Raw genomic sequence first — 18,892 nt, forward strand, 5'->3', positions numbered from 1 at the left:
TGTTCGGGGTGAGCACACAAGGCTGAATTATCACCAGACTCTGCACTGAAGCCCGTCACCGATGGGCGGGATGATCGGACGGTTTTGGCAAACGGTACACAATGGCACACCATCGGGCTTGCCCGACCCGCACCTCAACCCATGACCGGGCATTGGCAACCCCACTCTGAGAACCCTTGCATGCGATCAACCCTCTGGACCGGCATATTGCTCAACATGACCGCATTGTTGGCCAGCTGTGGCGGCGGCGGTGGCGGTGGCAACACATCCCTAACGACAACCGCGACTCAACCCAGCCCTACCAGCTGCGACTCCACCACCTTGTGGGCCGCACACCCTGCTACATCCGGCAGGGCTATACCGGACAACGACAGCACGGGTATATCGGTGAGCTGGGACAACCAGAACTGCACTTTGCGCACCGTCACGTCAACTACGCTGGAAGTCTGCTTGAGCCACCCCAAAACTTCGGATTTGAGCTGGACCATCAGCCCACCGGCTTACAGCGCTCCTCTGACACTCACGCCTCCAGCCGACTGGAACACCAGTGGTTCATCCTGCGATTCAGGCCAAGGCAAGCTTCAGCGCATTGATCTTTTGACCTTGTTGACACCGACTGCCACCCGTGGCAATTGGACGCTCAATGTCAAGGATCGGAGATTGGGCGACACGGGCACCTTGATTCAATGGCGCATCCTCATCGTGGGCAACACATGACGCGGGCATGGCTCACGGTCCTCGCGCTGCTTCTTCTGCAAGGCTGCAGCGCCATCAAGCTGGGTTACCAGCAACTGCCCACCTTGTCTTATTGGTGGTTGGACAGCACCGTGTCGTTCAGCAGCGCTCAAACACCGAGCGCCAAACAGGCCCTAGAAAACCTGTACCAATGGCACCGAAGCGAGGAGTTGCCGGCTTATGCCGAACTGCTTCAGCGCGCTCAAGTTTTGTCTGCAGGCCCCATACAAACCGAACAAGTCTGCCGTGTCTGGGCAGATGTTCAAACCCGATTGGACACCGTGATGCGCGAGGCGGTGGTGCAGGCCGCACCCGTGGCCATGGCGCTGGGGCCAAGGCAACTGAGCCACATGGCACGGCGCTGGGAAAGTCAAAACGAAGATTGGGAAAAAGAATGGTTGTTGGGCAGCGCCAGCGAGCGCCTTGAGCGGCGACTGGACAAAACCTTGGAGCGTTACCGATCCTTTTATGGCGAGTTGACGCCTGCCCAAGTTACCTTGGTCAAGACGCAATTGGCCCAGTCGCCTTGGACCGCTGAGTGGGGCAGGCAAGACCGCCAGCGCAGACAACAAGATTTGCTGTCCACCTTGCAAGGCATCAGCCAAAAAAAACTGTCGCCAACCGAAGCAGAAGCGCAACTTTGGGGGGTCTGGCAACGCTGGATGAAACCGCCAGAAGCAGGGCAACGCGCTGTGATGCAAAGCTTGTCGCAACGGGCCTGCGAGAACTTGGCCCAGTTGCACAACACCGCCACACCTGAGCAGCGGCAGCAGGCCACGCGCCGACTGCGGGCGTATGAGAAAGACGTCAAAGACTTGGTGAAAGCCAAGCCCTGATCAGGCGCCATGCCAAGCACGCAACCATGCGCTGCACAAGCAGCCATGTCATCAGTTTTGCAAATAAATCGGTATTGTTGATTTTTGCAATTCAGATCTGCGTTTCTTGTTGCATCGCAGCAAAATTCACGTAGAATTCCGAACAGGCGTGCTTTTTTGCATGCACCGTTTGTCTCCTCCACCCTCTGAAAAGGTGGATTTGCCCCCAGCCGCAAGGCTGGGGGCATTTTTTTTGGCCTGAATTTTCTTGAAGGCTTTCAAGCAATGGTGTTTTAATCCTTTGTAGTTACTTTATCTGCGCACGCCCAAAGTCAGCCAAGGAGAAATTTGTGTCCCCTCCGACCAACACCTGTGACGTCAGCTTTTCCCCTCACCAAGTTGAAAGACGGCCGTGGGTGTCGTTTTTTACAGCGGGGGTGGGTTTGCTTTTCGGCGGTCCACTTTGGGCTCAATACCAGATCACCATTTCAGACAAAGCACCGGAATACCGACAATTCGATCGGGTCGAGATCACAGGCTCCAGTGTGATCAATCCACGCAGCCGAGAAGCCTTGCCGGTGCGTGTCATTGACCGCAAGGAAATCGAGCGCATGGGCGTGCAGTCGGTGCCCGAGTTGATCCAGGGGCTGTCCTCCATGCATTCGTTCACCGAAGCGGGCGGCACCAATATTTCTGGCCAAGGAGGCTACCGCTCGGCCGCCATCCACGGCTATGAAGCGGGCACACTGGTTTTGATCAATGGCCGCAGAGCGCCTTCATTTGCCAAACAACGTCCTCAAGTGGACCGCACAGCGGTGGATTTATCGATGGTGCCCCTGCGCGCCATTGAGCGGGTCGAAATCTTGACCGATGGTGCCTCTTCCATTTACGGCAGCGATGCGATAGCAGGTGTTGTCAACCTGATCACCCTGAAACAAGCCCCTGGACTGAGTCTGAGCGCTGAAAAGCTCAGCACGCCAGGTGCGGGGGATGGCCACAGTGCAGGCATCAGCTGGGGCCAAGGCAAGTTGGATTTAGACGGCTATGCCGTGTCCATGCATTTGGAAAAGTCACACACCGACCCCGTGCGCATGCGTGACCGCGCTTACACCGATCTGCGAACGCAGCTTTACGGACAAGACTCTCAGGGCAATCCGGTGTATTTCGTGCCCCAAAACATGTTTCCTCACAACGCGCCTGCACAACTGCTGAGCAACAGCACCAACTCTGCGCTATGCCCTGAGGGATTCGACTACAGCATCACACGCAGGGCTGCGACATGGCCAACACCCTACCAGTGTCAAAAAAGCCAGTTGCGTGAGACCTACCTCTACCCTGCTTACGACAACACCAACTTGTGGATGGCCTTTGAAAAGCAAATCGACGCCTCGCTGGCCGTATTTTCTGAAGTGGGCTACCAGCAGCAACTGAGCGCTTACCGCCGCATCGTCAACGGAAGACCAAGCAACGCCAGCATTCTCTACGATGCAGAATCATTCAACCCCGGATTTGCCGAAGAAAGACAAAACAACCACCGCGCAGTGATTGGCTTGCGCGGTGATTGGCGCAACTGGCAGTACACCTTGAGTCATACCCGTGCAGAAAATCATTTCCAAACCATCAACACAGGGGGCTTCACCAATGGCAGCGATTGGGGAACCCTCCTGACCGCAGCCGAGCGTCAACTAGACCCGGCCACATATTCCGACGCCACTTGGGCAAAAATCAGAGCGCGGTTTGCCGAACCCGCAACATCTCAAGAATTCCGGACACGCTTGCAAGAAACACAATTGCAGGCCTCGCGGACCATCGGCGAAACCGATTGGGGAGAGATCAAGCTGGGCACCGTACTGTTCAGCACCCAATCTCAGTTGGTCAATGCGCGGGCTGTCAACCTGGAAGACTATCCGTTCAAGCGCAGCAACCATGGTGCGGCACTGGAACTGCAGTTGCCATTGTTGGACCGATTAGAACTGGTGTCGAGTTTGCGAACAGAACGCTACAGTGACTTTGGCAACGTCTTGACAGGCAAACTGGGCGCCAAATGGGAAGTTGCAAGCAACACCCATTTGCGCATCAGCCAAGGCACAGGCTTTCGCGCCCCCACACTGGCGCAGACCAGCCCCAGCAACTACGCCTTGTTCAGCAGCACCTCAACGACCGATAACTATTCCGTTGGCAACGCGAACTTAGAACCCGAGAAATCCCGCCAATGGAGCTTGGGTTTGCTGTCGCAACCCACGCCGCAGTTCAGCGTGAGCCTGGATTACTGGGCACTGGATGTCCGCGACGTCTTTGGCACTTGGACAACCACCCAGATATTCAACGACCCTGCCCTCAAAGCCCTTTATTACACGACCAATTACAACGGGGCTGGAAAGAATCGCAACATCATCACGCCCTTGAATCAGGGCACCATGGCCAAATCAGGCATCGATTACCAGTTGCGTCAGCGCTGGCCAGTCAACTGGGGGCGGGTGTGGCTTGGGCTTGAAGGCACTTACAACCTCGAATCCAGGCGCAGCACATTTCCGGGTCAGGCCCCTGTCTCCAATTTGGCCAACTACGACACCGCCACCGGGACGGTCACAGCCCGCAACCTGATCCGCATCACATCGTCTCTCGAATCCAATCATTTCGGCATCACCGCGCTTGTCAATTACCACTCTGGCAACAACGAGGTCATGCAAGCGTTGATCGACAGCCAAGGACTTGACGCTGCGCCGCGATTTCAGCACCGAGTTCCTGGCCACTGGACACTGGATCTTTCGGGGACCTACAAGTTAAAACCGGGTATCAGCTTGCGGGCTCACATTGCCAATTTGACCAATCGGATACCGCCAGTGCGCTACAACAGCCCCTATCTTGGCTCCACCTTGGCAGACACCCGTTACGACGATTATTACGGCCGCACTGTGCGGATCGCCATGGACGTGAAGTTCTGAAAAAAGGCGCGTGGTCTGCGCGATATGATCAAAACATATTCCGCTGCCCTCGCAGGCCCGCCAGAACGCCGACATGACCACCTCCAAACTCCGCCCCGCCGACTACCTGATCAAGATCCTCAATGCCCGCGTTTATGACGTGGCCACCGAGTCGGCCTTGGAGCCAGCCCAAAACCTGTCTCGCCGCCTGGGCAACCAGGTGTTGTTGAAGCGCGAAGACCAGCAACCCGTGCACAGCTTCAAGCTGCGCGGCGCTTACAACAAGATGTCGCACCTGACGCCCGAGCAGCTCAAAAAAGGTGTGATCTGCGCCTCGGCGGGCAACCACGCACAAGGCGTGGCGCTGAGCGCCAGCAAGCTGGGCACCCGCGCCGTGATCGTGATGCCCACCACCACGCCACAGGTCAAGATCGACGCGGTCAAGGGCTTTGGGGGTGAGGTGGTGCTGTTTGGCGACAGCTATTCCGACGCCTACAACCACGCACTCACCCTGCAAAAAAAGCAGGGCCTGACTTTTGTGCACCCGTTTGACGACCCCGATGTGATCGCAGGCCAAGGCACGATTGCCATGGAAATGCTGCGCCAGCACCAAGGCCCGCTGGATGCGGTGTTTGTCGCCATTGGCGGCGGCGGTCTGATTTCAGGCGTGGCCAATTACATCAAAGCGGTGCGCCCCGATGTGAAGGTGATTGGCGTGCAGATGAACGACTCGAATGCCATGATGCAGTCGGTGGCCGCCAAAAAACGCCTGACCTTGCCCGATGTGGGTTTGTTCTCGGATGGCACTGCCGTCAAGTTGGTGGGCGAAGAAACATTTCGCGTGGCGCGCAACTTGGTCGACGACTACATGACGGTGGACACCGACGCGGTCTGTGCGGCCATCAAGGATGTGTTTGTGGACACCCGCTCGATCGTGGAGCCCGCAGGGGCCTTGGCGGTGGCCGCCATCAAACAGTACGTGGCCACGCACAAAACCAAAGGCCAGACCTACGCTGCCATTTTGTGTGGCGCGAACATGAATTTCGACCGCCTGCGTTTTGTGGCCGAACGCGCCGACGTGGGCGAAGAAAAAGAAGCGCTGTTTGCGGTCACCATTCCCGAAGAGCGCGGCAGCTTCAAGCGTTTTTTAGAGCTGATCGGCAGCTTGCCAGGCGGCCCGCGCAACGTCACCGAGTTCAACTACCGCATGAGCGATTCGGACAAAGCCCATGTCTTTTTGGGCTTGAGCACCCATGGCAAAGGCGAAAGCACCAAGATCACAGCCAACTTCAACAAGCAAAAATTCAAGGCGCTGGACCTTTCGCACGACGAACTGGCCAAAGAGCACATCCGCCACATGGTGGGCGGGCACTCGGCCTTGTCACAAGACGAACGCCTCCTGCGTTTTGAGTTTCCCGAACGTCCGGGTGCTTTGCTCAAGTTTTTGAGCCTGATGCGCCCAGGCTGGAACATCAGCTTGTTCCATTACCGCAACCAGGGGGCTGACTACGGTCGTATTTTGGTGGGCATCCAGGTGCCGCCCAAAGACGACAAGGCTTTTGACAAGTTCTTGCAAACCCTGGGTTATCCGTACGCGGAAGAGACAGACAACCCGGTTTACCGTTTATTTTTAAGGGCCTGAGGCTTGGCCCCTGAGAGACTAGCCGCCCTCTGCGGCCGCTGGCAACTCCAGGGTCCACTGCGCTGGCCCGCTTGAGCTGGCACCCAATTCGGCCCGCCTTGCCTGCAGCCGCTGCAGCACCACGCCATCGGTCACGGTCTGGCCTACCCTGAAGGCCTTAGGGGGCAGGCCACCGACCGAGATCAGCGCGCTGCCTGAGCCAGAACCACCCGCGATCACACCCAGCAGCTGAAACCGCAGATCGGCAGCCACCGCGGCACTGGGGCTGGCAGCCCGATGGCCCAATGACCGAGCGACGCCGACGGAAAACTGGGCGTCAGACTGGGCAGCAGGTTCCTGCACCACCGGCACGCTCGTCCCAGCGGTCAAAACTGGGAACTTCAGGGCCCAAACCACGGCACCACCCGCGGCCAAAAACCACACCAGTCCCGTGAGCCATTTGACTGCCCAATGCGAAGGGCCAGAAGAAGATGGAATGTGCAACATGCGCAGATTATGATGTAAGGCATGCATCAAAATGAATTCCATCCCCCTCGCCGCCAACGCGGTTTCACCCTGATCGAGCTCATGGTGGTGTTGGCCATCATTGGCGTATTGGCCGCCATGATCGTGCCCAACGTGCTGGGCCGCGCGGACGATGCGCGCACCACTGCGGCACGCACCGATGTGGGCAACCTCATGCAAGCGCTCAAGCTCTACAAATTAGACAACCAGCGCTTTCCCAGCGGTGCGCAAGGACTGAATGCCCTCATCCTCAAGCCAACGACCGAACCCGTGCCCGGCAACTGGAAGCCTTATTTGGACAAACTGCCCAATGATCCTTGGGGCCGTCCTTACCAATACATGAACCCCGGCATCAAAGGCGAAGTGGATGTGTTGTCCTTTGGTGCTGACGGACAAGCCGGCGGCGAGGGCAACAATGCGGACGTTGGCAGCTGGCAGTAAACGACTGCTGGACTCTGGTTTCACGTTGCTGGAGCTGCTGGTCGTGGTGGCCTTGATCGCGGTAGCCACAGCAGGCGTGAGTTTGTCATTGCGTGACAGTGCCGAAAGCGCTCTGGCACGCGATGCCCAACGTCTGGCCAGCCTGCTGGAAACCGCCAGAGCCCAAGCCAGAGCCAGTGGCGTAGCCGCCCAATGGCAGCCCACGCCTTCAGGCTTTGAATTCAGCGGCTTGCCCCGTCAGACACTGCCCTCGCAATGGTTGAGCAACGGCACGCGTGCATCGGTCAATGCACCGATTGTTTTGGGGCCAGAGCCCATGATCGGCCCTCAAACCGTGGCCTTGAGCCTGGCGCCCAACCATGCCCCAAGCCCCACCGCACGTTTATGGGTAGCGACCGATGGTCTGCGACCCTTCACCGTACAAAACCAAGCCACCGCAGTGGGTTTGCAACCTTGAGACGGCACAGCGCCATGGTCGGCTCGCGTGGCTTCACCTTGATCGAGGTGCTGGTGGCCTTGAGCATCACGGCAGTGGCTTTGCTCGCAGGCCTCAAAGCCACCGGGTCTCTGAGCCGCAATGCCGAAAGGCAAAGCACCAGCCTCTTGGGACAAATTTGCGCCGAGAACGAACTGATCCGCTTGCGCCTGTTGCGGCAATTGCCCGACAGCGGCAACACCTTGGTGACGTGTGTTCAGGCGGGCCAAACCCTGCAAGTCGACCTGTCGGTGCGCCCCACGCCCAACCCGAATTTCAGGCGCGTCGATGCGCGGGTATTGAGCCAAGGCGACTATGTGTTGCAACTGTCGACCGTGATGGGGCGCAACTGATGCCAAGCTCGCGAAGCCGCGGCTTCACTTTGATCGAAGTGCTGGTGGCCATCGGTGTGATGGCCTTGATGACCCTCATGGCCTGGCGCGGCATCGATGGCATGCTGCGCACCCAAACCGGCTTGCAACAACGCAGCGACCAAATTCGCACCTTGCAGTCGGGTTTGGCCCAATGGCAAGTCGACCTGGACCAGTTGACCGAACTGACCGGCACCCCCAGCTGGGACTGGAATGGGCAAGTGCTGCGCCTGACCCGGCGCAGCGCCACGGGCAAGGATGTGCAAGTGGTCGCTTGGACTTGGCGCAACAACCCCGGCAGTGTTGACGGTGGTCAGTGGCAACGCTGGCAATCCTTGCCTCTGAACAAAGTCAACGACTGGCAAACCGCTTGGCAATTGGCCGCCCAATGGGGGCAAACACCCGACGACAGCACGCAGGCTGGGCAAGCCCAGATCCACCCTTTGAAGGGTTGGCAAATTTTTGTCCACCGGGGCGGCAGCTGGACCAACCCCTTGTCCAGCGACGTCGTCACGCCCAATGCGGCACAGAAACCCGGCAATTTCGCGCCTGGGGGCATTCCAGACGGGGTGCGTTTGGTCTTGGACTTGCCCGCCTCTTCGCCTTTGGTCTCTGGTACGGGTGCAAGTGCGGGTGGCCCCATCACGCTCGACTGGGTCAGGCCCACGTTTTCGGGGCCCAAATCATGAGGCGTTCAGAACGAGGCGCAGCACTGCTGACGGCCATGCTGACGGTGACCCTGGTGGCCACCATCGCCTCAGCCGCACTTTGGCAACAATGGCGGCAAGTCGAGATCGAAACCGCCGAACGGGGCCGCAGCCAAACCACCTGGATGATGACGGGCGCGCTGGATTGGACCCGTTTGATCCTGCGCGAAGACGCGATCTCCGCCCAAGGCGCTGGGGTCGACCATTTGGGTGAACCCTGGGCCTTGCCGGTCCAAGAGTCCAAGCTGTCCACTTTCTTGTCGCAAGACCAACAATGGCGCGAAGGCGATGCGGAAGTCTTTTTGTCGGGTCAAATCACCGACGCCCAGTCGCGACTGAACGTGATGAACCTGCTGGACAACGGCCAAATCTCTGTGCCAGCCCTTCAGCGCTTTGGGCGTTTGTTTGAGCGGCTGAACTTGCCTTTGCAAGAATTGCAAACCTTGTCTCGCCAGCTTCAGGCAGCGGCAGCCGCCGCCAAGTCAGCCGGGGGGTCGCCATCATCGGCCCCCTTGATGCCGCAGCAAACAAGTCAGCTGGCCTGGTTGGGACTGAGCCCTAGCACCTTGGCGGCGCTGGAGAACTTCATCACCGTGTTGCCCGAGGCCACACCCGTGAACTTGAACACCGCCCCGGCCGAGGTGCTGATGGCCAGTCTACCGGGGCTTGACTTGGCGCAAGCCCGTCAATCGGTGGCCTTGCGTGAGCGAGGGCATTGGGCTTCACTGGATGCCGCCCGGCAAGCGCTGGGAGCGGCAGGCCAAAATTTACAAGCCGGGCAACACGATGTGCAAAGCCGGTATTTTGAAGTGACCGGTCGCATGCGCATCGACGACGTGGTGCAAGTCGAGCAACTGCTGGTCAAACGGGAAGGCAACCAGGTCAACATGGTGTGGCGCGTGCGCAGGCCGGTACTTGTCACGCGCGAGCCCTAAAATGAATCTTCCATGCGTACTTTGATTGTTCAGCTGCCCTTGGGCACCCCCTCACCCAGCACGGTTTATCCGTATGCCGAGGTGCAAACAGACACGCCTGCGCAGGCCTTGGCCTTGAAGTGGGCTGCAGCCGCTTTGCTGCCCACAGCCGATCAGCAAACCGATGTGGTGGCCCTGGTGCCTGCCCAGGCCCTGTCTTGGCACCGCGTGACCCTGCCCGCCGGGCTGAACAAGCCAACCGCACGACGCCAAGCCGCCTTACAAGGTTTGCTGGAAGACCGCCTGTTGGACGACCCCACCACCTTGCACATGGCCTTGGCGCCCGATTGGCAACGCAGCGCACAGCCGTGGGTGGCCGTGTGCGACCGTGAATGGCTGAGCGCCCATTTGCAAGCCCTGGAATCGGTGGGGCTCACCGTGCACCGCATCGTGCCCGAATTCGCCCCCACGTCCGAGAACCTTCAGCTGCATGCCTTGGGTGATGCCGAACAAGGCTGGCTGTGGTGCAGCCACGGCGAGCGGGGCGTCTGGGGCCTGCCCTTGAGCACCCTGGGCCTTGATGGACAAGGCTTGTGGGCCCAAGACGACGAACGCTTGGCAGCCGATGTGCAAGCCGAACCTGCCGTGGTTGCTTTGGTGTCGCAACGCTTAGGGCTGCAAGCCCGCCTCATGGCCCCCAGCCAACATTGGCTGAGCGCCCTGGCCAATGGCTGGGATTTGGCGCAATTTGACTTTCAAACCGATGCGCAAAATCGCCGCTTCAAGCAAGTGCAACGGGTTGCCAGCCATTTTTTGAACCACCCCACATGGCGACCTGTGCGTTGGGGACTGTGGCTGCTGCTGGCCACCCAAATCGTGGGCCTGAATGCGTGGGCCTGGAAAACGCGGGCCAATTGGCAAAACCAACAACAAAGTTGGAGCCAACTGCTAAAAGACAATTTCCCACAAACCCTCGTGGTGGTGGATGCCCCCGTGCAAATGGCCAAAGAAGTGGCACGCTTGCGGCAAGGCTCTGGCCAATTGGCGCCACAAGACCTCGAAGCCATGTTGGCGGCATGGGGCCAAGTCTTGCCCCCCGACATGCCCGCCCCAACGGCCTGGCGTTATCAAACAGGACAACTGTTCATCCAAGACTTCAAGGCCAGCGCCAGCCAGCAAAACGCCATCACCCAGGCCCTGAACAAGCTGGGTTACCAATGGCGCGCCGATGGCACAGCTTGGGTCATGCGACCCCAAGAGGGAACCCCATGAGTACGCAAACGACGGAGCCACGCGTCAGCTCGCTCACAGCCCTTCGCGCCGCCTTGAGCCAAGCTTGGCAACAACGCACACCGCGTGAACGTCAGCTGATGCAAGTTGCCGCCTGGGTTTTGGTCATCTCTGCGCTTTGGAGTTGGGCCATCGCACCCGCTGTGCGCACCTGGCATGAAGCCCCCACACGCCAAGCCGCACTGGACGCCACATCGAACCAAATGCAGCAACTGCAAGCGCAAGCCCAGGCCTTCAAAAAACCCCAGGCCGTGACCCGGGCAGAGGCGCTGCGCTGGTTGGAAGACAACATCCCCACCCAGCTGGGCACTGAAACCCGTTGGCAATTGCAAGGCGAGCGCTTGAGTGTCCAGTTGTCAGGCACCTCGCCAGAACAACTCGCCTCCTGGCTGAGACAAGCGCGTGAACGCGCCCAAGCGCTGCCCGTGCAAGCCCAACTGCAACAAGCGAGCACTGAATCTTCTGGCGCAACTTCTTCGACAAAAATGTCCAGCCCTGCCAGCAAGCCAGACGCCTCCGGCCAAGCTGTCCGCTGGAACGGCAGTTTGCTGTTGAGCCTGCCCTGAGCATCACACCCGACCATGCCCCGCACACCCGCGAACCCCGCACGACCACACCACCCAGCACCTTGGGGCTGGGCGGGTCTGGGTGCGTGTGTGGGTTTGCTTTTGGCTTTGCTGGTTTGGGCACCTGCGACCTGGTTGGCCTGGGGCGTGACACAGGCCAGCCAACAGCAAGTGGTGCTGCAATCGGTCAGAGGCAGCGTCTGGAACGGCTCGGCCCAACTGTTGCTCAGTGGTGGTGAGGGCAGTCGCGATGCCCAAGCGCTGCCCGGACGTGTGCATTGGAAAATCCAGCCCGGCTGGCTGAAGGCCAAGCTGAGCTTGAATGCCGATTGCTGCATGACCGAGCCCACCCATTGGGCGGTCAGCGCCGATGGCAACTCCCTGCGCTTGAGCACGGCCGACCACCGCTCACAATGGCCCGCCGTTTTGCTCAGTGGCTTGGGTGCACCGTGGAACAGCCTGCAAGCGACCGGCCAACTGACTTTAAAAACCGAAGCGCTGGCCCTTCAATGGAGTGCTGGCCGCCTGTTGTTGCAAGGTCAAATCGAACTTCAAGCGGCACAAATGGCCTCACGGCTGAGCACGCTCAAACCCATGGGCAGTTACCGCATCGTTTTGCGTGGCACGTCCGAGGGCAGCCCCACGCCAGAGTTGCTGCTCAGCACCACCCAAGGGCCCTTGCAGCTCACTGGCCAAGGCCAATGGGTTGGGGCCCGCTTGCGTTTCACGGGCGAAGCCAGCGCCGACGAGGGCAGCGAAAGCGCCTTGACCAATTTGCTCAACATCATCGGCCGCCGTCAAGGCGGCAAAAGCCTGCTTTCTTTGGGATAAGCCATGCACACGCCTCACTTTTTGACCGCTTCTCGCCTATCAGCCTTGGCCTTGGTCTTGGCCTGCTGCGGCCCCGCAGCCTTGGCCCAAACTGGTGGTGCCAAAACCAGCACGTCCAAAGAACCCATCACGCTGAATTTCGTCAACGCAGAAATTGACGCCGTGGCACGCACCTTGGCCACCCTGTCGGGCCACAACGTGGTGGTCGATCCTCGTGTCAAAGGCACCATGAGTTTGTCCAGCACCGTGGCGGTGCCCCCCGCGCAAGCACTGCGCTTGTTTGCCTCACAACTGAGAACCCAAGGTTTTGCACTGGTCGAGTCGGCCGGTCTGTACACCGTATTGCCAGAAGCCGAAGCCAAGCTGCAAAGCAGTGCGGTGTCTGCTGGCGCCGTGCCTGCCAGCAGCGGCCAAATCGTGACGCAAATTTTCAAGCTCAACCACGAAAACGCGAACAACCTGGTGCCCGTGCTGCGCCCCCTGATCAGCCCCAACAACACCATCAACGTGAACCCTGGCACGAACGCGCTGGTCATCACCGATTACGGCGACAACCTGCAAAGGCTGGGCCGCATCATCGCGGCGCTCGATGTGGCCAATGCCACTGGCGTGGAGATCATTCGCCTGAAGCACGGCATCGCGGGCGATTTGGCACCCATGCTGCAACGCCTGATCGACTCGGGTGCCGCTGCCGGGGCACCCGCGGCCCAGGGTCAAACCGACAACGGGTTCAAAACCACGGTGCTGGCCGAAGTGCGCACCAATTCGCTGATCGTGCGTGCGGCCAATCCGGCCCGTTTGGCCCTGACGCGCGCACTGGCAGAGCAACTCGACCAGCCCAACGCCACGGGCGCGGGTGCGGCCAGTGGCAACATCCATGTGGTCTATTTGAAAAACGCAGACGCCACCAAACTGGCCGTGACTTTGCGTGCCGCCATGACCGGCCAAGGCGGTGCCACCAACCTGGCGAACAGCACATCACCCACACCCATGGCGACTGCCGGCAACAGCACCGTTGCGAACACGTCGGCTCCCGCCACTGGCGGTCAAGTTCAGGCCGACCCGGCCACCAACGCGCTCATCATCACCGCACCCGAGCCTCAGTACCGCCAGCTGCGCAGCGTGATCGACATGCTGGACCAACGCCGTGCCCAAGTTTTTGTAGAGAGCCTGATCGCCGAAGTCAGCGCTGACAAAGTGGCTGAATTTGGCGTGCAGTGGATGAGCGGAACAGGCACAGGCAGCAACACGGTGGGTTTGTTGGGCACCAACTTCTCGGTGGGCGGCACCAACTTGTTCAGCTTGGCTGCAGGCGCGACTTCTGGAAAAATCACCCCATCGACCGGACTGAACTTCGCCATCGGACAACAGCGCAACGGCGTCTTGGCCTTGGGTGCACTGGCCCGGTTTTTACAGTCCAATGGCGATGCCAACGTGCTCTCTACGCCCAATTTGCTGACCCTGGACAACGAAGAAGCCAAAATCGTGATCGGCCAAAACGTGCCTTTTGTAACGGGGCAATACACCGCCAACAACAGCAACAATGGCGCAGTCAACCCCTTCCAGACCATTGAGCGCAAAGACGTGGGCCTGACCCTGAAAGTCAAACCACAGATCAGCGAAAGCGGCACCGTCAAACTGCAAATCTTCCAAGAGGTCAGCAGCATCGACAGCAAAAGCTCCAGCACTGCGGGCCTGATCACCAACAAACGCTCCATCGAGTCGAGTGTGTTGGTCGACGACGGCTCCATCGTGGTGCTGGGTGGACTGTTGCAAGATGACACCACCAACAGCCAAGAAAAGGTGCCGGGCTTGGGTGACTTGCCCATTTTTGGCAACTTGTTCAAATCAGAAGCGCGCAGCCGCAAGAAAACCAACCTCATGGTGTTCTTGCGCCCGGTGGTCGTGCGCGACGGTGCAGCCACCGAGGCTTTGTCCATGGGTCGGTATGAGCAAATGCGCCTGAACCAACAGGGCTTCCAGCCCACGGCCACGGGTGCCTTGCCCTTGAATGGCTCAGCCGTTCTTCCCGACTTGGCTGCACCCACCAACAGCAAGCCCTGATCCTGACCATGCGCCATCCCCTGCCCTACGCCTTTGCCCGCGCCAGCCGCCTGCTGCTGGAAGACGATGGTGAACGCCTGACTTTGTGCTGGTGCGACGAGAGCGACCGCTCGGCCCAATCCGAAGTCACGCGCAAGTTTGCGGCCCAAGGGCTTCAACTGCAGCACAGCGCCTCGGGCGACTTGGCGCAACGGATCAACCAAGCCTATTCGGGCGGGCAGGCCAACAGCACATCGAGCGCTGCTGCCGTGGTCAGCGAGGTCGAGTCCGAAGCCGACCTGTCGCGCATGATGCAAGAGCTGCCTGCGGTGGAAGACTTGCTGGAAGCCAGCGACGACGCGCCCATCATCCGCATGCTCAACGCCTTGCTCACGCAAGCGGCGCGCGACGGGGCCAGCGACATCCATATCGAGCCCTACGAGCGCCACAGCAGCGTGCGCTTTCGGGTGGACGGAACGCTGCGTGAGGTGGTTCAACCCAACCGCGCCCTGCACGCCGCGCTGATTTCGCGCCTGAAGATCATGGCCGAACTCGACATCGCTGAAAAACGCCTGCCGCAAGACGGGCGCATCAGCTTGCGCTTGGGCACGCGTGCGGTCGATGTGCGGGTGTCCACCCTGCCCAGCGCGCATGGCGAACGCGCCGTGTTGCGTCTGCTGGACAAAAGTGAAGCGCGCTTGACCTTGGAGGCCGTGGGCATGCAAGGCCGCGTGTTGCAGCAAGTTGATCAATTGATCAGTCAACCCCACGGCATTTTGTTGGTGACCGGCCCCACGGGTTCAGGCAAAACCACCAGCCTGTATGCGGCGCTGCAGCGGCTGGATGCGACGCGCAACAACATCATGACGGTGGAAGACCCGATCGAATACGAGCTCTCAGGCGTGGGCCAAACCCAGGTGAACGCCAAGATCGATCTCACCTTTGCCAAAGCGTTGCGCGCCATCTTGCGGCAAGACCCGGACGTGATCATGATCGGTGAGATCCGCGACTTCGAGACCGCGCAAATTGCCATTCAGGCCTCGCTCACGGGCCACTTGGTGCTGGCCACGCTGCACACCAACGACGCGGCCAGCGCCGTGACCCGCTTGACCGACATGGGCGTGGAGCCGTTTTTGCTGAGTTCGTCGCTCTTGGGTGTTTTGGCGCAGCGCTTGGTGCGCAAGCGCTGCACCCACTGCGGTGGCGCAGGGTGCGAACAATGCGGCCACACTGGCTACGCGGGGCGCACGGGTATTTTTGAACTGCTGGTGGCCAGCGACGAAATCCGCGCCCAGATCCACAACCGGGCTGCCGAATCCGAATTGCGGGCCACGGGCTTGGCACAAGGCATGGTGCTGATGCGTGACGACGGGCAACGCCTGGTGGACGCTGGCGTCACCAGCGCTGAAGAACTGCTGCGCGTGACGCGCGACTGACACCCATGCCTGCTTACCGTTTTGAAGCCCTGCAAGCCGACGGTGCCCTGCGCAAAGGCGTGGTGGAGGCCGACAGCCTGAAGTCGGCCCGCACCCAACTGCGTTCGCAGTCGCTGGTGCCCTTGGTGGTCGAAGTCATCGCAGCGGGCACGGCGGACGCTCAAGCCAATTTGCCTTGGTGGCAGCGCCCGGTGGGCACAAGCCGCGCCTTCAACACCAGCCAACGCGCGGTCTGGACACGCCAACTGGCCGGCTTGGTCAGCAGCGGCTTGCCGATCGAACGTGCGCTCTCGGCCTTGGCCGAAGAGTCCGAGCATGACAAACAGGGCCAACTCATGGCCGCCATCCGCGCCGAAGTCAATTCGGGCAGCAGCTTGGGTCGCGCACTGGGCCTGCACCCCGGTGAGTTTCCGGCGATTGATCGGGCCGTGATCGCCGCAGGCGAAGAAAGTGGGCATCTGGGCGATGTGCTGAACCAACTGGCCAACGACCTGGAAGACCAGCAACTCTTGCGCTCCAAATTGTTATCGGCATCGCTGTACCCGGCCATTGTCAGTCTGGTGGCTTTGGCCATTGTGATTTTTTTGGTCACCTCGGTGGTGCCACAGGTGGCCGGTGTTTTTGCAGGCACCAAGCGGCAACTGCCTTTTCTCACGGTGGCCATGTTGGCCCTCAGCGACTTTGTGCGCGCTTGGGGTTGGTTGGTCTTGCTGGCCATGGCAGCCGGCGCGTTCGGCTTGCGTTTGGCCTTGAAACAAACCGCTTTTCGTTTGAGGTTTGACGCCGCGTGGTTGCGCTTGCCCTTGATCGGCCGGCTGGCCCGTGGCTACAACAGCGCCCGCTTTGCCTCCACATTGGCCATGCTGACTGCCGCGGGCGTGCCCATCCTCAAAGCTTTGCAGGCCGCTGCCGACACCTTGTCCAACCAAGCACTGCGTGCTGACGCCCTCGAAGCTTTGGTGCGTGTGCGCGAAGGTGCCCCCTTGGGCACCGCGCTGGCCCAAAACGCCCGTTTTCCGGGTTTGCTGTCCATGTTTGCACGCTTGGGCGAACAAACCGGCCAACTGCCTGTGATGCTGCAACGGGCCGCGACACAGCTGTCATCTGAAGTGCAGCGCCGCGCCATGGCTTTGGCCACCGTGCTCGAGCCCTTGTTGATCGTGGGCATGGGCGGTATGGTCATGTTGATCGTGCTCGCCGTTTTGATGCCGATCATGGAACTCAACCAATGGGTGAAGTAAGCCCGAGGAGCCCACATGCCCGCTTCCCTTGAAGGCCAACTCGTCGTCGCGATCTCTTCTCGCGCTTTGTTCGACTTTGAAGAAGAGAACCAAGTTTTCGAGCAAGGCGACGACCGGGCTTACATGAAGCTGCAGCTCGATCGCCTGGAAGCACCTGCCAAACCGGGCGTGGCCTTTTCTTTGGTGCGCAAGCTGCTGGCTTTCAACGACGCCGATGCGCAGCGGGTCGAGGTGGTCATCTTGTCGCGCAACGACCCGGTCTCGGGCATGCGGGTGTTTCGCTCGGCACAGCATTACGGCTTGTCCATCCAGCGCGGCAGTTTCACCCGAGGCCAGCCCCCTTGGCGCTACCTCAAGCCGCTGAACGCCAACTTGTTTTTGTCCACCCATTTGTCGGATGTGCGTGCGGCTTTGGGCGCTGGCGTACCGGCTGCGCAGGTGTATCCCCATTCGGCCTTGGCTTCCGAAGCCCACCCTCACGAAGTGCGCATCGCTTTTGACGGCGATGCGGTGCTGTTCTCAGACGAGGCCGAGCGGGTGTTTCAGGCCGAGGGCCTGACGGCGTTTCAAGCGCATGAGCGCGACAAGGCAGGGCAGCCCCTGCTGGCCGGGCCTTTCAAACCTTTGCTCGCAGCCCTGCAGCGTCTTCAGCAAGAGGGGACACCTGCCATGCGCATCCGCACGGCACTGGTCACCGCACGCAGCGCCCCGGCGCATGAGCGCGCCATCCGAACGCTGATGGATTGGAACATCGAGGTGGACGAAGCCATGTTTTTGGGCGGCTTGCCCAAAGGTGAGTTTTTGCGCGAGTTCGAACCCGACTTTTTCTTTGACGATCAGACCGGGCACATCGAATCGGCCGCGCGGCATGTGCCTTCGGGGCATGTGGCGTCCGGCGTTTCGAACCCAGACTGAACTGGGCTGTCGATCACTCGATCAACGTCACCTTTCTTCGGCTTTCCCGGCGGGCTATCCACACCGTGGAGCCCAAGATGACCAAGGCCCCAGCCCAAGTCCATTGGCTGGGCACATCGCCGAACACCAACCAACCCAACACCGAAGCCCAAACCAAATCCAGAAAGCGCAGCGACTGGGTGGCCGAAATGTCGGACAGTGCGAACGCCCGCGTCAAGCTGTAGTGAGCCAGCGTACCCAACACCCCCGTGGCAGCGAAACCCAGCCACTGCAAGAGCGTGGGCATTTGCCAATGGGGCAAGGCCATGGGCAAGCTGAGCACGGAGACCGTGATGGCCTGCCACAGCACGATGACACCCGGTTTTTCATAGCGGGTCAGCGCTTTGGTGATGAGGAAAGACGCTGCAAAGACGGGCGACGATGCCAGCATGACCAAATTGAACCAACCACCCTCACCCGACATCTTGGGCAAGACCACGACCAAAACCCCGGCAAAACCGATGATGGCGGCGATCCAACGGTCTTTGCGCATGGGTTCGCCCAAAAACCAAGCTGCGCCGATCATGATGAAAATCGGCCCGGTAAAGCCAATGGCGGTCATGTCGGCCAAAGGGATTTTGGGCAAAGCGGTGAACCACAAAATCAGGCCCAGCGTGTGGACTCCGCCGCGCCAAAACTGCCCCGCCATGTTCACTGGCATGTAAGAACGCCAGCCATCTCGAAACACCCAAGGCAAGATCACCAACAGGCCAAACACGTAGCGCAAGAACTGCGACTGGTAGACGTCCAGCTGCAAAGTCAGTTCACGGGCAATGGTGTTGAGCAGAGAGAACAACAGCCCGCCCAACACCATCCAAACCATGCCTTGAACAGCAACGGGCCAAGAAGAGAAGGCCCGGCGGCTGCGGTGCTGCGCCAACCGCCAAGGGCGAGGGAGGGAGAAAAAGGCCTTGCGCGGTTTCATGCGCAGCCTGGAAGCTTGGAATCAATCACCCGGCCATCTTAGGCCCAGTCAGCGACCCGGTGGGTCGCTTGGGTTACG

Annotated in this window: 18 protein-coding genes; 16 read left to right on the forward strand and 2 right to left on the reverse strand. The window is 60.1% G+C overall.

The annotated features are described in order from the left end of the window. Positions 1–180: 180 nt before the first annotated feature. The 4 genes from B9Z40_RS17070 to ilvA all read left to right on the forward strand — a co-directional run bounded on the left by B9Z40_RS17070 (position 181) and on the right by ilvA (position 6,116). Complete coding sequence (locus B9Z40_RS17070; protein ID WP_143473932.1) at positions 181–717, forward strand: proprotein convertase P-domain-containing protein; 537 nt, start codon at positions 181–183, stop codon at positions 715–717. Continuing rightward, positions 687–1,571 carry a DUF6279 family lipoprotein gene (locus B9Z40_RS05430; RefSeq protein ID WP_233204795.1) on the forward strand — a complete coding sequence of 295 codons (885 nt, stop codon included), beginning with the start codon at positions 687–689 and terminating at the stop codon, positions 1,569–1,571. Before B9Z40_RS17070 ends, B9Z40_RS05430 begins: the two co-directional genes overlap by 31 nt. A 329-nt stretch (positions 1,572–1,900) precedes the next feature. Then, complete coding sequence (locus B9Z40_RS05435) at positions 1,901–4,495, forward strand: TonB-dependent receptor domain-containing protein (RefSeq protein ID WP_143473933.1); 2,595 nt, start codon at positions 1,901–1,903, stop codon at positions 4,493–4,495. A gap of 43 nt (positions 4,496–4,538) precedes the next feature. Then, on the forward strand, positions 4,539–6,116 hold the full coding sequence (gene ilvA, locus B9Z40_RS05440; RefSeq protein ID WP_255408265.1) for a threonine ammonia-lyase, biosynthetic: 1,578 nt from the start codon (positions 4,539–4,541) through the stop codon (positions 6,114–6,116). An 18-nt stretch (positions 6,117–6,134) separates the two neighbouring features. Here the strand turns inward: ilvA and B9Z40_RS05445 are convergent, their stop codons facing one another. Beyond that, a complete protein-coding gene (locus B9Z40_RS05445) occupies positions 6,135–6,602 on the reverse strand; it encodes a general secretion pathway protein C (protein ID WP_100172235.1) in 468 nt (155 codons plus the stop codon). A gap of 21 nt (positions 6,603–6,623) precedes the next feature. Here B9Z40_RS05445 and gspG point away from each other — a divergent pair, with 21 nt between their 5' ends. From gspG to B9Z40_RS05505, 12 genes are read left to right on the forward strand one after another with little or no spacing between them, the layout of a single operon-like run. After that, the gene (gspG, locus tag B9Z40_RS05450; RefSeq protein ID WP_100172236.1) at positions 6,624–7,061 is read left to right on the forward strand and encodes a type II secretion system major pseudopilin GspG; all 438 of its coding nucleotides are present in this window, start codon (positions 6,624–6,626) and stop codon (positions 7,059–7,061) included. Next, the gene (locus B9Z40_RS05455; protein ID WP_100172237.1) at positions 7,036–7,518 is read left to right on the forward strand and encodes a prepilin-type N-terminal cleavage/methylation domain-containing protein; all 483 of its coding nucleotides are present in this window, start codon (positions 7,036–7,038) and stop codon (positions 7,516–7,518) included. The genes gspG and B9Z40_RS05455 overlap by 26 nt, the downstream gene beginning before the upstream one ends. A 14-nt stretch (positions 7,519–7,532) precedes the next feature. Continuing rightward, the gene (gene gspI / locus B9Z40_RS05460; protein ID WP_100172238.1) at positions 7,533–7,889 is read left to right on the forward strand and encodes a type II secretion system minor pseudopilin GspI; all 357 of its coding nucleotides are present in this window, start codon (positions 7,533–7,535) and stop codon (positions 7,887–7,889) included. Next, complete coding sequence (locus B9Z40_RS05465; RefSeq protein ID WP_100172239.1) at positions 7,889–8,596, forward strand: type II secretion system protein J; 708 nt, start codon at positions 7,889–7,891, stop codon at positions 8,594–8,596. The genes gspI and B9Z40_RS05465 overlap by 1 nt, the downstream gene beginning before the upstream one ends. Next, a complete protein-coding gene (gene gspK / locus B9Z40_RS05470) occupies positions 8,593–9,549 on the forward strand; it encodes a type II secretion system minor pseudopilin GspK (RefSeq protein ID WP_100172240.1) in 957 nt (318 codons plus the stop codon). The genes B9Z40_RS05465 and gspK overlap by 4 nt, the downstream gene beginning before the upstream one ends. 12 nt (positions 9,550–9,561) lie before the next feature. Then, positions 9,562–10,800: a type II secretion system protein GspL gene (gspL, locus tag B9Z40_RS05475; RefSeq protein ID WP_100172241.1), complete on the forward strand. Its 1,239-nt coding sequence runs from the start codon at positions 9,562–9,564 to the stop codon at positions 10,798–10,800. Then, complete coding sequence (gspM, locus tag B9Z40_RS05480; protein WP_158238057.1) at positions 10,797–11,384, forward strand: type II secretion system protein GspM; 588 nt, start codon at positions 10,797–10,799, stop codon at positions 11,382–11,384. The genes gspL and gspM overlap by 4 nt, the downstream gene beginning before the upstream one ends. Before the next feature lie 15 nt (positions 11,385–11,399). Beyond that, positions 11,400–12,215, forward strand: a complete 816-nt coding sequence (gene gspN, locus B9Z40_RS05485) for a type II secretion system protein N (protein ID WP_100172242.1) — start codon at positions 11,400–11,402, stop codon at positions 12,213–12,215. A gap of 3 nt (positions 12,216–12,218) precedes the next feature. After that, complete coding sequence (gene gspD / locus B9Z40_RS05490; protein ID WP_100172243.1) at positions 12,219–14,279, forward strand: type II secretion system secretin GspD; 2,061 nt, start codon at positions 12,219–12,221, stop codon at positions 14,277–14,279. A gap of 8 nt (positions 14,280–14,287) precedes the next feature. Beyond that, positions 14,288–15,694, forward strand: a complete 1,407-nt coding sequence (locus B9Z40_RS05495) for a GspE/PulE family protein (protein ID WP_100172244.1) — start codon at positions 14,288–14,290, stop codon at positions 15,692–15,694. Between the two features lie 5 nt (positions 15,695–15,699). Next, positions 15,700–16,935 carry a type II secretion system inner membrane protein GspF gene (gspF, locus tag B9Z40_RS05500; protein WP_100172245.1) on the forward strand — a complete coding sequence of 412 codons (1,236 nt, stop codon included), beginning with the start codon at positions 15,700–15,702 and terminating at the stop codon, positions 16,933–16,935. Between the two features lie 15 nt (positions 16,936–16,950). Next, positions 16,951–17,850 (forward strand): 5'-nucleotidase, encoded by a 900-nt coding sequence (locus B9Z40_RS05505; protein ID WP_100172246.1) that lies wholly within the window; start codon positions 16,951–16,953, stop codon positions 17,848–17,850. A gap of 13 nt (positions 17,851–17,863) precedes the next feature. Here B9Z40_RS05505 and B9Z40_RS05510 read toward each other — a convergent pair whose 3' ends face one another. Next, positions 17,864–18,814, reverse strand: a complete 951-nt coding sequence (locus tag B9Z40_RS05510) for a DMT family transporter (RefSeq protein WP_100172247.1) — start codon at positions 18,812–18,814, stop codon at positions 17,864–17,866. Between the last annotated feature and the right edge of the window lie 78 nt (positions 18,815–18,892).

It is taken from the genome of Limnohabitans sp. 15K, from assembly GCF_002778285.1.
Classification (GTDB): Bacteria; Pseudomonadota; Gammaproteobacteria; order Burkholderiales; family Burkholderiaceae_C; genus Limnohabitans_A.